The sequence below is a fragment of the Peribacillus sp. FSL K6-5616 genome, assembly GCF_038008245.1.
Lineage (GTDB): Bacteria > Bacillota > Bacilli > Bacillales > DSM-1321 > Peribacillus > Peribacillus frigoritolerans.
The window spans coordinates 3,738,224-3,752,388 of the sequence record NZ_JBBOYT010000001.1; the positions used below are offsets into that span (position 1 = coordinate 3,738,224).

The 14,165-nt window shown below is 40.9% G+C and carries 16 protein-coding genes; 10 read left to right on the forward strand and 6 right to left on the reverse strand.

What is annotated here, in order from left to right; translation table 11 throughout:
- The first annotated feature begins 4 nt into the window (after nucleotides 1-4).
- The gene (locus MHB45_RS17990; protein ID WP_340908028.1) at nucleotides 5-265 is read left to right on the forward strand and encodes a hypothetical protein; all 261 of its coding nucleotides are present in this window, start codon (nucleotides 5-7) and stop codon (nucleotides 263-265) included.
- A gap of 56 nt (nucleotides 266-321) precedes the next feature.
- Here MHB45_RS17990 and MHB45_RS17995 read toward each other — a convergent pair whose 3' ends face one another.
- Nucleotides 322-936 carry a TetR/AcrR family transcriptional regulator gene (locus tag MHB45_RS17995; protein ID WP_048679510.1) on the reverse strand — a complete coding sequence of 205 codons (615 nt, stop codon included), beginning with the start codon at nucleotides 934-936 and terminating at the stop codon, nucleotides 322-324.
- Between the two features lie 171 nt (nucleotides 937-1,107).
- Between MHB45_RS17995 and kynU the strand changes: the two genes are divergently transcribed.
- From kynU to MHB45_RS18025, 6 genes are all read left to right on the forward strand, one after another.
- The gene (kynU, locus tag MHB45_RS18000; protein ID WP_072273446.1) at nucleotides 1,108-2,385 is read left to right on the forward strand and encodes a kynureninase; all 1,278 of its coding nucleotides are present in this window, start codon (nucleotides 1,108-1,110) and stop codon (nucleotides 2,383-2,385) included.
- A gap of 88 nt (nucleotides 2,386-2,473) precedes the next feature.
- Entirely contained in the window at nucleotides 2,474-3,895 is a 1,422-nt protein-coding gene (locus tag MHB45_RS18005; RefSeq protein ID WP_048679518.1) for an amino acid permease, read from the forward strand.
- 46 nt (nucleotides 3,896-3,941) lie between these two features.
- A complete protein-coding gene (kynA, locus tag MHB45_RS18010; RefSeq protein WP_072273447.1) occupies nucleotides 3,942-4,796 on the forward strand; it encodes a tryptophan 2,3-dioxygenase in 855 nt (284 codons plus the stop codon).
- A 39-nt stretch (nucleotides 4,797-4,835) separates the two neighbouring features.
- On the forward strand, nucleotides 4,836-5,462 hold the full coding sequence (gene kynB / locus MHB45_RS18015; RefSeq protein ID WP_072273448.1) for an arylformamidase: 627 nt from the start codon (nucleotides 4,836-4,838) through the stop codon (nucleotides 5,460-5,462).
- 144 nt (nucleotides 5,463-5,606) lie between these two features.
- Nucleotides 5,607-6,239 carry a LysE family translocator gene (locus tag MHB45_RS18020; protein WP_063594553.1) on the forward strand — a complete coding sequence of 211 codons (633 nt, stop codon included), beginning with the start codon at nucleotides 5,607-5,609 and terminating at the stop codon, nucleotides 6,237-6,239.
- Between the two features lie 148 nt (nucleotides 6,240-6,387).
- Nucleotides 6,388-6,516, forward strand: a complete 129-nt coding sequence (locus MHB45_RS18025) for a hypothetical protein (protein ID WP_260089087.1) — start codon at nucleotides 6,388-6,390, stop codon at nucleotides 6,514-6,516.
- A gap of 253 nt (nucleotides 6,517-6,769) precedes the next feature.
- Here MHB45_RS18025 and MHB45_RS18030 read toward each other — a convergent pair whose 3' ends face one another.
- Nucleotides 6,770-7,621, reverse strand: a complete 852-nt coding sequence (locus tag MHB45_RS18030; protein ID WP_048679530.1) for an MBL fold metallo-hydrolase — start codon at nucleotides 7,619-7,621, stop codon at nucleotides 6,770-6,772.
- A gap of 133 nt (nucleotides 7,622-7,754) precedes the next feature.
- The gene (locus MHB45_RS18035) at nucleotides 7,755-9,182 is read right to left on the reverse strand and encodes a phospholipase D-like domain-containing protein (RefSeq protein ID WP_048679533.1); all 1,428 of its coding nucleotides are present in this window, start codon (nucleotides 9,180-9,182) and stop codon (nucleotides 7,755-7,757) included.
- Between the two features lie 166 nt (nucleotides 9,183-9,348).
- On the opposite strand from MHB45_RS18035, the gene MHB45_RS18040 reads away from it, so the two are divergent.
- Nucleotides 9,349-9,795 (forward strand): hypothetical protein, encoded by a 447-nt coding sequence (locus MHB45_RS18040; protein ID WP_048679536.1) that lies wholly within the window; start codon nucleotides 9,349-9,351, stop codon nucleotides 9,793-9,795.
- A gap of 493 nt (nucleotides 9,796-10,288) precedes the next feature.
- On the opposite strand, the gene MHB45_RS18045 is transcribed toward MHB45_RS18040, so the two are convergent.
- Entirely contained in the window at nucleotides 10,289-10,849 is a 561-nt protein-coding gene (locus MHB45_RS18045) for a peptidoglycan-binding domain-containing protein (protein WP_048679538.1), read from the reverse strand.
- Nucleotides 10,850-11,584: 735 nt separating this feature from the next.
- A complete protein-coding gene (locus MHB45_RS18050) occupies nucleotides 11,585-11,755 on the reverse strand; it encodes a hypothetical protein (protein ID WP_225989034.1) in 171 nt (56 codons plus the stop codon).
- Between the two features lie 192 nt (nucleotides 11,756-11,947).
- Between MHB45_RS18050 and MHB45_RS18055 the strand changes: the two genes are divergently transcribed.
- Complete coding sequence (locus MHB45_RS18055; RefSeq protein ID WP_072273449.1) at nucleotides 11,948-12,721, forward strand: alpha/beta fold hydrolase; 774 nt, start codon at nucleotides 11,948-11,950, stop codon at nucleotides 12,719-12,721.
- A gap of 64 nt (nucleotides 12,722-12,785) precedes the next feature.
- Nucleotides 12,786-13,409 carry a DUF2238 domain-containing protein gene (locus MHB45_RS18060; protein ID WP_072273450.1) on the forward strand — a complete coding sequence of 208 codons (624 nt, stop codon included), beginning with the start codon at nucleotides 12,786-12,788 and terminating at the stop codon, nucleotides 13,407-13,409.
- Nucleotides 13,410-13,433: 24 nt separating this feature from the next.
- Here MHB45_RS18060 and MHB45_RS18065 read toward each other — a convergent pair whose 3' ends face one another.
- Entirely contained in the window at nucleotides 13,434-13,889 is a 456-nt protein-coding gene (locus tag MHB45_RS18065) for a DinB family protein (protein WP_072273451.1), read from the reverse strand.
- Between the last annotated feature and the right edge of the window lie 276 nt (nucleotides 13,890-14,165).

The following is a 14,165-nucleotide window of genomic DNA, read 5'->3' on the forward strand; positions in this document are numbered from 1 at the left end:
ATTCGTGGGTTTGAGTGATATGCTCGTGAATTTTGCTGTTTTACTCGTAAATTTGCGCTATTTACTCGAGAGTTTGAGCAGTTTACACGTGAATTTGCACTTTACTCGTGAATTCTGCGGCTTTACTCGTGAGTTTGAGCAGTTTACTCGTGAATTCTACGGCTTTACTCGTGAGTTTGAGCACTTTACTCGTGAATTCTACGGCTTTACTCGTGAGTTTGGGCACTTTACTCGTGAATTCTACGGCTTTACTCGTGAGTTTTAAAATAAAAAAATCTTCCGATTGTATATAACCGGAAGATTGGTGAGCTGCCATCATCATTATACATATAAGCCTTCGACGTAAACTGAGGTGATGGTTTGAGCGATTTCTTCTACTGAACTTCGATGTTCGTTTCGAACGATTTCCCACAGATACATTTCATTTGTGAAAAACCATCCTCTTGCGACAAGCTCATGGTTTAGTTCCGTTCTTGCCAGCCCATTTTGCTGTGCATAGGCGACGTCCTGTGAAATTCGCTGAATGAACTTCATGCGGATCGCTTTCCATTTATCTGAAATAATGGTTGATATGCCAATGGCCTGTTCGAAAACTTGCATCATATTGCGTTCAGCTTCTGCCATTTTCAAAAATGCATTAGCTTGTCTGTTGATGATATGTTTTGCTTCGTCTTTTGATTTTGGGAAGAAAGAGGTCTCGGCAATTTCATAGAATTGCTCCATTACATTCTCCATTAATACAATTAACAGATCCTCTTTCCCTTTAAAATGAACATAGGCCGTCCCGTATCCGATGTTTGCTCTTTTGATCATTTGGGAAATAAGCGCAGCTTGATAACCTTCTTCAAGAAATATTTCCTTTGCAGCTTCCAATAGCTTTTGTCGTGTCATGATCGAGCGTAAATGCCGTTTATCTCCTACTTTGCCATTCTCCATGCTTATTCCTCCCTTTATCTTCTAGCATAAAGGATTTCCATAAAATAAAAAACATTTGTTGGAATGTCAGTTTTAATGTTTATAATTTTCTGAATTAACTTATTGACACCGTGTCATATTCTTTGGTACGATTCTCCTAGAATTTAAAAAAACTAATATAGGAGGATGATTATGGTTTCTGAATATACATTGGATCACGCTAAACAAATGGATGAGAATGATACGCTTAAAGATTTTCGGGAAGAGTTTTATTTAAAGCCGGATTCCATCTATATGGATGGAAACTCATTGGGGCTTCTTTCGAAAAGGGCTGAACGCACTCTTCTGGAATCTTTGGAAGATTGGAAAGAGCATGGGATTGATGGATGGACGCAAGGGAATCACCCATGGTTTTTCATGGCTGAGAAATTGGGCGCAAAGATGTCCCAATTGGTCGGAGCTTCTCCCGAGGAAGTTATTGTAACCGGCTCCACAACAGTAAATCTGCATCAGCTTGTAGCTACTTTTTATAAGCCTGAAGGAATGCGCAGAAAGATTTTGGCTGATGAATTAACCTTCCCGACTGATATTTATGCTCTTCAAAGTCAGCTGCGTACACATGGATACGATCCGGAAACCGATCTCATCCGCGTGAAAAGCCGTGATGGCCGATTTCTTGAAGAAGATGACATCATCGAAGCAATGACCGATGACATCGCTTTGATCATCTTGCCAACGGTCCTGTATCGCAGCGGTCAAATACTGGATATGAAACGATTGACTGATGAAGCCCATAAAAGAGGAATTGTAATCGGATTTGACGGATGTCATTCCATCGGTGCCATCCCGCATTCCTTCAGCGAATGGGATGTGGATTTTGCTTATTGGTGCAATTATAAACATTTAAATGGCGGCCCTGGCGGTGTTGGCGGTTTATATGTAAATCGAAAACATTTTGGGACGATGCCTGGATTGGCTGGATGGTTCGGCTCCAAAAAAGATAAACAATTCGATATGGAACATACCTTAACACCAGCTGAATCAGCTGGAGCGTATCAAATTGGCACGCCGCATGTGTTAAGTTGTGCACCTTTGATTGGGTCTTTGGACATTTTTATAGAAGCTGGAATTGAAAATATTCGTGAAAAATCCCTGAAAATCAATCAATATTTAATGGATTTAGTCGAATTCGAATTGGAAGACATGGGCTTTTTCATTGGAACTCCCAGAGAAGACATCCGCCGCGGTGGTCATGTAAGCCTCGAGCATAAAGAAGCTGCACGGATATGCAAGGCATTGAAAGAGAACGGTGTCATTCCAGATTTCCGTGCACCTAACATCATTCGCCTCGCCCCGGTTGCACTCTATACTTCTTATGCGGAAGTTTGGGAAGTTGTACAAATACTCAAGAAAATCATGTCAGAAAAACAATATGAAAAATACAAGAATGAGCGTGAAGTGGTCGCATAACCCGGAGTTCCGCCAGATGGGGCTCATCTCTCAAATGGTTAATTAATTAGGGCAGGATAAAATCTTTTTGATAAAAAGGAGATGAACTATGGAGAAAAACAATACTCAATTGAACTTTAAAGATGAGCCAGAAAAAGGATTAAAGCGAGAGCTGAAAACAAGTCAGCTTTCCATGATCGCGATGGGCTGTGCCATCGGGACGGGGCTATTTCTTGGCAGCGGACTTGCGATTCAAGCGGCAGGGCCAAGTGTATTGCTCAGTTATGCTCTTGGGGCGTTCATTGTCTTACTATTGATGGGCTGTTTAGCCGAAATGACGGTTGCCCACCCTACTTCCGGATCTTTTGGGGCCATTGCGGAAAAGTACATGAGTCCAATGGCAGGCTATCTTGTCCGCTATTCCTATTGGATTGGCAATGTTTTGGCCGTTGGGGTTGAAGTAAGTGCAGTCAGCGTATATATGAATTATTGGTTTCCGACCGTGCCGGGAATCGTATGGATTTTGTTGTTTGCAGGTGTCCTGATTTATGTAAATGCTACCAGCGTGAATACATTCGCGACATTTGAGTATTGGTTCTCCTTTATTAAAATAAGTGCCATTGTTGGTTTTATCCTACTTGGAGCCTATGTACTGTTCGGTTCATCCGAACAGCCGCATATAGGACCGGAAAACTTCGTGAATGAAGGCGGTTTTTTCCCATTTGGTTTGAAGGGGATGTGGATAGCCGTATTTATTTCTTTATTCAGCTTTCTTGGAACTGAATTGATAGCGGTTACATCAGGGGAGGCAAAAGATCCGGATGCAGCCGTCCCAAAAGCATTAAAAGCGACTGTGTTCCGTTTATCCACTTTCTATGTGCTGACAATCGGCATCATGCTGATGATCGTTCCTTGGAAAACGGCCGGGATCGAGGTAAGCCCATTCGTAAAAGTGATGGAAATCCTGAACATTCCAGGTGCATCCGGGATCATGAACTTTATTATTCTAACGGCTGCCATATCTGCCATGAACGCTCAGCTCTATGCTTCAACACGGATGATGTTTTCATTGGCACGCGGAAAACATGCACCTACCTTTTTAGGAAAGTTAAACAAAAGCGGTGTTCCTACGAAAGCCCTTGCTGTCTCTTCAACGGGGATTTTCATCGCTGCAGGCGTTCATGCGTTACTTCCTGGTTCATCCTATGCTTTCATGATGGGGATTTCCATGTTCGGTGCCATGTTCACATGGCTCATGATCTTCATTTCCCATTTGTTTTTCAGGGTGAAATGGGAGAAAACCGGAGGACGCAAATTACCTGTTAGGATGATCGGTTTCCCCTATTTAACGATACTAGGAGCCGTTCTTCTATTCAGCTTGATGATTACGTCATGGTTTACGGATTTCAAAATCATGCTTCAATTCGGGATTCCTTGGTTACTATTTTTAGCTGTTGCTTATTTTGTTTCAAAAAGAAGAAATATTAACCATAATGTAATGGAAGAACCTTTGGAAAAGAAGATAGAATAGAATGACGGAATAAATAGTTTTTTGCGAAAAGTGAGGAGATTGCGGAATGAAGAATACAGATAAAAATGAACAAACAATAACGGGTTTAGAGAAAGAAATTCAAACCGACTTTCAAAAATCGATGTCCTATGGAGATTACCTCCACCTTGATAAGATTTTAACCAGTCAGCATAGATGTTCCGATCATCATGATGAAATGCTATTTATCGTTATCCATCAAGCGAGTGAGCTATGGATGAAGCTCATTTTGCATGAATTGACAGCAGCAACTGAGTCCATCCGCCAAAACAGGTTGGAACCTTCGTTTAAAATGCTGTCCCGCGTTTCGAGGATCCAGCAGCAATTGATCCAGTCATGGAATGTCCTTTCAACTTTAACGCCGGCTGAATACATGGAGTTCAGGGATAAACTGGGACAATCTTCCGGATTCCAATCTTATCAGAATCGCTTGATTGAATTTGCATTAGGAAACAAAAATGTCCATACGCTATCCGTCTATCAGCACCAAACGGATTTATACGAGCAAATGCAGCAGGCCCTTCATGAGCCAAGTATTTATGACGCGGCGATCAATGCTCTTGTGACGCGCGGATTACCTATTGATCAAGAAGCCATCAGCAGGGATTGGTCACAAAGGTATGAACCAAATGCCAGTGTTGAAGAGGCTTGGCTGACAGTTTACCGCGATGTAGAGCAATATTGGGACTTATATGAGCTGGGCGAAAAGTTAGTGGACATTGGCCACCAACAGCAATTATGGCGTTTTAATCATATGACTACAGTGGAAAGAATCATTGGTAATAAACAAGGTACTGGCGGATCATCAGGTGTAACGTATTTAAAAAGAGCACTGGATCAACACTTTTTCCCAGAGCTATGGAGTCTAAGAACGAAGCTATAAGATATTCAAGAAACAGCTAGTAGAGACGGAGGTAAATGCATGGGGACATGGATTGATATTTCACAACGTCTGGATGATAACGTTGCAGTCTGGCCTGGAGATACACCTTTCTCTTATAAAGTCAATTGGAGTAAAGAACAGAGCGGATCTGTCAATGTCGGTCAAATCAAAATGAGTATCCATACCGGTACCCATATTGATGCACCTTTTCATTTCGATGATGATGGAAAAAGAGTGATTGATTTGGATCTCGACTTATATATGGGAAATGCCCGAGTTATCCATTTACCAAACAAGACAAGCATCGGAGTCGATGAATTATCCCATATAGATCTACAAGGCGTTACCCGTCTGTTAATTCGCACGGATGCATGGAAGGATCGAAGTGTGTTTCCACAAACCATTCCACATATCCAGCCAGAATTAGCGGCATATCTATCAGAACACGGAGTCCGTCTAATTGGACTTGATTTACCATCAGTAGATCCACTGGATAGTAAAGAGCTGTCTGCCCACCATGAACTTGCCGATCATGGCATTCACATTTTGGAAGGACTTGTATTGGACGGCATCGGACCGGGTAATTATGAGTTGGCAGCCCTCCCTCTTCCTTTGGTTGAAGCAGATGGAAGTCCGGTACGTGCTGTGTTGAAAAAGTCACCCTGACAAATGTTTTCAAAAAAACGAGCCAGATCAAAAACTGATTTGGCTTGTTTTTTTGTAATCATTAACTATCAAATTTATCTCCCTAAACCACGTGCATCTATGTTATAATTTTCAGAATTCATCGCTAAGAGTGGAGGTCCGAATATGGAAAACTTTTATCTGTTCATCATCATGTGCATCCTTCTCATCATCTTACCTGGTCCAGATACAGCAATAGCCACAAGGAACACCGTTACCGTTGGGACGTCGGGAGGTTTTAAAACGATGTTCGGCACATGCTGTGCCCTGCTCATTCATACATCTGCTGCCGTGTTCGGGCTTTCAGCAATCATTGTGAAATCCGCTTTATTATTTTCCATCTTCAAATATGTCGGTGCCGTTTACTTGGTATATCTAGGCTTCAAGACACTATGGGGATTAAGGAATAAGCAAGTGGCCGCAGCGGCGGAAACGACGGTCAAAAGTAAGTACGAAAACCAGTCATGCTTTAAGCAAGGGTTCCTTACCAATCTGCTGAACCCTAAAGTGGCCGTCTTCTTTTTAACGTTTCTGCCTCAGTTCGTGAATCCGGGGAATGATACGTTTTTACCATTCCTGATCATGGGCATGACGTATACCGTTTTAACTGCGTTGTGGTTTGTATTTTATATCTATCTGCTGAACCAAATCAGTGCTTTTATGAAAAAGCCTAGAACCCAAGCGATATTCGAGGGGATAACCGGGACAGTCTTGATTGGTTTCGGGATAAAGCTAGCTCTAGAAAAAGCTCATAATTAATTTGAACTGCACCCTAATTGTTAGACAATTGGAGGTGCAGTTTTTAATATATTGGGGTTCTGGTACAGGCGTAGGGATTTAAGTACTTGCTGAGTTATGTTACAATGAAAACCATAATATGGTTTTTATTGCAAGGAGCAAAAAGTACATGACAACCATTGAAGTTAAGAAAACAAAAGATATCGGATTAGGTTCACTTTCTTTCGTGCTATGCTTATTGGGAATATTGTTTACGTTTGAATTTGGCGATAAATCTTGCATGGGAGATCATATTTAACATACTATCGGAATTAGCGGCTGGTCAAATGGAGATTCAGGTATTCATTATACAGTGTTCTATTCGGCTATCTTTTTCATCCCCTCCTTTATTATTGGTCATATATATCCCGATAATAGAGCAAAAGCAGGGAAAATCATATCAGGCATCCTATCAGTTCTTATCCTTTCAGCACTAATAACGTTTATTATCTCTTTTGAGGCCTGGGTATGAGCCCAATAATGCCGAGCTCATACCCCACTTTAGAGTTCAGTCACTCAACATACCCATTCACGAAAAATCCAATCGTTTCGAGCTCGTCCTCAGTTAAATCCCGCTTTAATCCTTTAGCCAATTCCTGCTCCATTAAAGCCCGGTTTCCCCGATGTTCGACCACCGCTCTGGCACATTCTTTCATTAGCTTAAGCTCCGCCTCCATCTCAAGTCTCGTGCGAGGCTGATCATGATGGGAAAGTATATATGTTTCGGCATCATAGGCTTCAATTTTCTTAACAAGCAGCAAAGCTTGTTCAGCTGTATAATTCCATTTTTCCGCATAAAGATTGGCATACAGGCAGTCTCCCAGAAATAAGGTTTTTTCCTCCTGTATATAAATGATGCAGGAATCTTTGGCATGGTCGCCGCCAACATGTTCGATGACACAGGTTATCTCGCCGAGATCGATCGTCATCGTTTTTTCAAAGATGATATCGGGCAGGGGGAGGGAAATCTCTCTATTCGTCCCATGTTCCAATTTGATTGCATCGGCACAAAAGGCAATCTCCGTCCCTTCTTCGACACGTTGATCAAGGGCCCGATCTTCCCATGAAAGCTGCTGCATATCTTTAATGTTCGTGTATGTTTTTTCCTGACAAATCACCGGAATCCCGATATTCTCCAGTCCGAATACATGGTCCCAGTGTGAATGGGTAAGAACGAGGAAATTCCCGCTTATATCATTCCGAAGCAATTCGTCCTCAAAGAGCTGCGCATGCCTGACAGAGTTACCGGCATCGATGATGAGCGTTTTCTTGTTTCCCGTCACGGCGGCAAGAACCGGGCGATCCGTTTCCTGAACTGGCGGCAGGTAGACAATATGTTTCGATAGGTGCTGTAATGTTTGCATGTTTCTGTTCTCCTTACGATTATTGTGAATAGCTTGCTCAAGTATAGCAAATTACATATGTATTCATAAGATAATCTCCGCAAAAGGCTAAAAAGACAACAATCACTGAGATTGCTGTCTTTTTAGTCATGTTTCAAATGAACCTATTCCAATATACCGTAATTTTCGAGAGGGCATTTAAAAAGGTGGCCTTAAAAAAGGACTCTTCCCTTTTCCGATCTTCTGGGAGTTGTCTATATTTTTTATTGTCCGCAATGAGTGTACTATTTTTGATTTTTGAATCCATGGCTCCTATCAACTGCGCTGCAAATCTTTCACTATCGATGACCACCATCGATTCCGTATTTAAAAAGGCAGATCGAGAATCCAAATTGTAGGAACCCACTGCACTTAATCGTCGATCATAGACAACCGATTTACCATGCAAAGAATAAGGCTTTGAATATTCATAAAGCCTTGCCCCCGTCTCCACGACGCTATCCCTACGAGCCAAGTAACCGGAAAAAGCGATCATATTCGGGGTTGATGCAGCCGAGTTGGTAAGTATGGTCCAATCAGCCTTTGAATCCAACTGCTTCGGTACATATTCCTTCAAGGCATCCGCAGGGACAATATAGGGGCTTTGGATGTATACCGATTGATTGGCGTTCGCAGCAATATCCAATAAAGATCTCCACACAATAGGGTATTTGTTGAACCGTTCGATCGGATTATGAATGAAGGACACTTTTTTAGTAGGTGTAGTAGCCTTATCCCAATCGACGACTGGGTTCACGAAATCGGTTTCAGTGCGCAAAGCTTTGCTGTATTTTTTCGCTAATGCACCTCTTTCGCGTTTTCCTTTTTCCGTTTGCCTTTTCGACAGGTCCGAAAAAACATCGCTCGTATAAGGATGGGTCCATAATTCATTCAAATAGCCCTTCATTTCAACGATTACACTATCTTTCTCCTCTTTAGCATTGAAAATGAGTACATCCCTGTCATAGACAAAATTCCTCGGCGGCTTGCTTGCTAAGTACTTATCGGCAATATTCCTCCCTCCGATGATGCCTAACTTTCCATCTACCGTGATGATCTTGTCATGAAGGCGATTATGCCAGGTCCACGGCTTAAATGGCTTAAAGGTTTCGTAATATCTTAATTCAATGTTTTCATGTGAAGCCAATGCATAACGGGCACTGCTTAATTGACCTCTGAGTCCATGAGATATTCCATCCAGAAGGATTCGGACTTTGACACCTCGGTCAGCCGCATCGATCAAGGCTCCAAGAAAAAGCTCGGTTGATTCGCCTTTTCCAAAAGCATAGTAGGCAATATCGATTGAATGCTGGGCTTCCTGGATCATTCGCATTCTGGCGAGTCCCGACTCATAACCGTCTTCGAAAAGCAGGACACGATCCACGGCGGCTTCCTTCTCTCCCATATATTCACTTACCTGTTTTATCGGCCTGTTTTCTTCTTTTTCTGCTTTGGGGAAAAGAACAACAGCCGTCACAACTACATAAAGGAAATATAATAGAAGAACAAGCAAAAATCCTTTGATTGCCGTTTTTACAGTCATTGAGCACTCCCCCCTTAAGCGATATTTTATTACTATTCGTAATATGCAAAGACTCTATTCAACATCTGCAGGCTTGATACAACCGGGAGGATTTTTCACCTTTTAAATGTGACAAAGTGGTGAACATGAAAGCAGTTGCATAATATGATATAGAAGGAGGGATTTCATGCTTAAACAACCTGATAGAATAAGTATCTTCAATTATTGTTTTGCATTAGGGGTATCAGAGGTTTTCTTTTTATCCAGCTTTTATCTTTCCATTCTTGACGTTTCATTATTTGCGATCGCTTTGCCATTTTCCGCGTTATTTCTAATGTTCTCCTTGTACCTATTCCTTCGAACGCACAATGCAGTAAAGACCTTACCCAACCAAGATGAACGAAGAAGGGAAATTCATGCATTCTATCATCAATCATTCGGGATTTTCACGATCATTTTTTTCACTTTACTTTTTGTTGCTTTAGCTTTCATTCCCTTGCTTGATAACGGAGGGCATTTCTATCTGCTTTATTGTTTACCGATGGCCTTGCTTTGTATGATTCCTGCGATTGTTTCTTATAAAGGGATGAAATCATTCAAACTGGAAAACGGCAGGAATTTAACGAAAATCTAAATGATTTTACTTTTATTCAAGATTTCATCCAGGTTTTTTAGTTGAATGTATAGGGAAAATGAGGATATAATAATAAATATAAAAAAAAGACACTGGTTAAACCAGCGTCTCAATGAACAGCAAACTGCATAAAGAGCAGCGGCTTTCTGTGGTAAGTCAGTTGCTACTCGATCATGAAAGTAACCCTTTTCCTACAAACATCTGGCCGGATGGTATGGAGGGGGTTACTTTTTTAATGTAACCGCGATTACTGCGACGATTAAAGAGGCGAATGAAATCATTAGCATCAGTCCGTCCATAATAGAAATCACCAGCGACACCCCCTTTCTGAAAAGGAGTGACCGCTGCCCACTATACCAAAATGCTGTCCATTTACTATTATATCTGTATTTACTTGTTATTTATAGCCAAAAATAGATGCATTTAGTCTTCTTGATGCTTCACATAAAAAAAATCCCACGTAAAGTGAGAACCATTTTTGCATGTATATCCTTTATTGTTCCACTACACGGCCATCTTTATAAATGTGGAACCACCCAATCGTTCCTGTGCCGCCTTGATCGATCCAATCTTTATTAGCTGCTTTAAAGTTGTAATATGATTTTCCCTTGCCATCTTTCAGCAATCTGCCATCACCGCTGAATACGATGTTGTTACCCAGCTTCTTCTTCCCTAACGCGATCGCGTCTTTCTCCGTGAACTGTCTTCTTTCCACCTTATTTTCATCTAAAGCAGCCCATGTCTTCGGTCCGACGATACCATCTGAAGCTAAGTTATGATCCACTTGGAACTCCCTTACCACATTTTGTGTTTGGGTACCGAAAATCCCATCAACACCTACATGATATTTAACATCTTTAAGGCTTTGCTGTAAGTCTCTTACATAACTCGAACGTGAGCCTTTCTTGAGGGTCGGGCGTGTTTCCGCCTTCGTTTCGATTTTCTGGATTTGACTTCCCTTTGATGCAGCTTCGGTATTTGAAGTCCCCGTTCCTAAAGGGGCCAACATCAAGGCAACTGTTGGAATCATGACCAATAATTTTTTCTTCAACACATATAACCTCCATTCAAATGATCACTCCTGCAGGTTTCTGACACTTCCCTTGGAGCCCATTCATTATAACGCAAGGAGTTATTTTATTGGTGTTTTATTACTTTAATTATAAAAAATGGTAAATATGATTCATCGTGTCATTTCCAAAAGCCAGCATATGATGGAAGTCCCGTTTTTTTGAATAAAACAAAAAACATAGTTAATTGGAGAGGAAGGTGCGAGACTCCTGCGGGAAAAGCGCGTCTAGGGAGACCCCGCAGGCCCAAGCCGAGGAGGCTCCCTGACCGCCCGCGGAAAGCGAGCGCCTGGATTGGGAAATTACGTTCATATTTTAAACTCCCTCAAAAAAACTAGGCAATCTTAATTTATATCGAGTTTGTCTACAGTCTGAAGAATATCACCCCATTCAGTTTGTATACAAAAGGGGTTCGGAAAACATATCTTTCATCACATGAGGATGTTCCCAAACCAACACCTTCAACTCCTTAGGTATAGTTTCTAACTAAACGTTATAACATAGTTAATTGGAGAGGAAGGTGCGAGACTCCTGCGGGAAAAGCGCGTCTAGGGAGACCCCGCAGGCGCAAGCCGAGGAGGCTCCCTGACCGCCCGCGGAAAGCGAGTGCCTGGATCGGAAATCAACGTTCAAATTGTACCGCAAAAAAAACCTGTAGACATACTCGATTTTCATCGAGTTTGTCTACAGTCTGAAATCATCCCCTATAGGAGATGTTTTTATTGATTTTCTGGCTGTTGTTGATTCTGCCCTGGCATCCCAGTCCCCATTCCCATCAAGTTCGTGGCAAGCGGCACCATATTTTTCATTTTCCCGCCATTTCCACTCAACATTTGATAAGTGGCTATACCTACTCCGACCGAAGCGACAACTGGTAAAATTTTATCCATGTTTGCTCTCATTTACATCACCTTATTTTTTATATTTTTGTTCATTGCCTGAACTCTTATATCTTGTTCAAAAGAACCCTAAAAATTCAATTAGTTCGTTACCAAAACAATTAGTAATAAAAACATGTTAAATAGGGAAAATTCTTTCAGGAGGGATATTATGCAAGTACTCTTCGAATGAGGTGAATATTCATGCCAATGTTAGATGTGGACGGTATCAGCTTGCATTATTCTGTTAGGGGAAAAGGGGTTCCTATTGTTTTTATCCATCCTCCTGTACTGACCAGTGTGAATTTCGAATACCAATTGGAGAAATTATCCGAAGAATTCAAAGTCATCACTTTTGATATTAGGGGTCATGGAGGAAGTCAGTATTCAAGACAGCCAGTAACTTATCCCCTGATTATAGAAGATATCAAACATCTGTTGGATCATTTGAAAATTAATAAAGCATTCATATGCGGATACTCGACAGGCGGCTCCATCGTATTGGAATTCTTGCTGAGTTGTGCCGATAGGGCTCTGGGTGGCATTGTAATAGGCGGAATGTCTGAAGTGAGGGATACCTCTTTAAAGCAAAAGATTTCTTTAGGCATATCACTTGCCCAGAAAGACGCAGTTCCCATTCTTGCGCTTTCCATCTCATGGAGCAATTCAAATACCATTAAGCTGTTCAACAAAATGTTTAATGAAGCCCTAAAAGGAGATGCCCGAAATATCGAGCAGTATTACCATTATAGTTTGCATTATAACTGTACCCATCAGCTTGAGAAAATCAATCTTCCCACTTTACTGATCTATGGCAAACAAGATAAACCAATGTATCGCTATGCCCATTTATTGCATGAAAAATTGCCCTATACGGAATTAAGATTCATTGATCATGTAAAGCATCAAATCCCTACAAAAGCGGCTAATCATTTAAATGAAAGTATTAAGCATTTTATCCATTCACAATCCGATTGATTTTTCCGATTGTGAATTTCAATCTTTTGCTATGTACATATCATAAATTTATGGAGTGAAAAAATTGGGAAGAGATAAAAGTAGACTGATTCATTTATTATTTCTATTGCTAGTCACTGCAGTGTTTATTTGGTCAGTGATTAAGCCTGAAGGATACTTGATATGGACAATGGAAGTCCTTCCTGCCGTAGTGTTTCTGATTTATGTAATGGCCACATATAATAAATTCCGCCTTACTACATTATCCTATTTCGTTATTGCCGTTCTTTCAATTACCATGTTCATCGGTGCCCATTATACGTACACAAAAGTGCCTCTATTTAATTGGATAAAAGATCATTACGATCTAAACCGGAACCACTATGACCGGTTCGGGCATTTCATAAAAGGTTTACTTGCGATTGTGATTAGGGAAATAGTAATCCGTAAAACCCCCCTAACAAAAGGACCGTGGTTATTTGCTGTCACAGTAAGTTTTGCGCTTGCCATTGGAGCACTCTATGAAATCATCGAATGGATAGCTGCCATCATTTCAAAAGGCAGAAAAGCTTCAAAGGACTTTTTAGGAACACAAGGTGATATTTGGGACGCACAATGGGATATGGCGTTAACCTTGATCGGCTCTATCCTTGTATTGTTGACCTTGTCCAAACTTCATGACAAGCTGTTGCGAAAAGTGAAAAATTGAATTAAAAAGAGTGACCTATATAGATCACTCTTTTTTAATCAGGATTTGATTGTTAATATGATGTTCCATATGATCGAGATAGTCTTTTATTAGCCACTCCATTGTTTTTATTTGATTATTTCCTATATCACAAAGATTAGAAAATCTATCATTTGGTGTATTCGTTATTATATGAATGATTTGCTTATTTAAAGTACAAAAAAGGTTAACGATCTCATCCAATGGCCGCTCTTGGTAATTCTGGACTAATACCCATTGGTCTTGATTATATGATTGTATAACATATGGCTGTACTTCGTACTGAATCTTGATAAACCTATTCATATTGTTCAATGCGGAATCGCATAGATGTCCTAAAATCTCTTTTTTGGACCATTTGTGTGGCATTGGTCGATGATTTAATTCTTTTTCTGTCATCCGGTTGAACTCTTCAGGTATAAAATCTATCCAATGATTGATTCCATTTATTACTTTTTTCAATTTGCACTCCCCCTAAGTTTTACCTAAAGGATTTTTATTCGGCAACTAACCGGATAATACCTCCTTCTTCAACTAACTGCACGGTTTGTTGAATATGGCAAATAACAGCCCAAAAGAAAAAACCGAAATCAAAAATGGATTTCGGTTCAGACTTCAGGCAAACTTGAAGAAAAGTCAGTTTGCCTGAAGTTTTATATAAGTTCCAGTTGATTTCAGAAATCCGCTCCCTTTCCGCCGACTGCCTGCCAAGCCTCCTCGACGCAAGCGTCTCCGGGG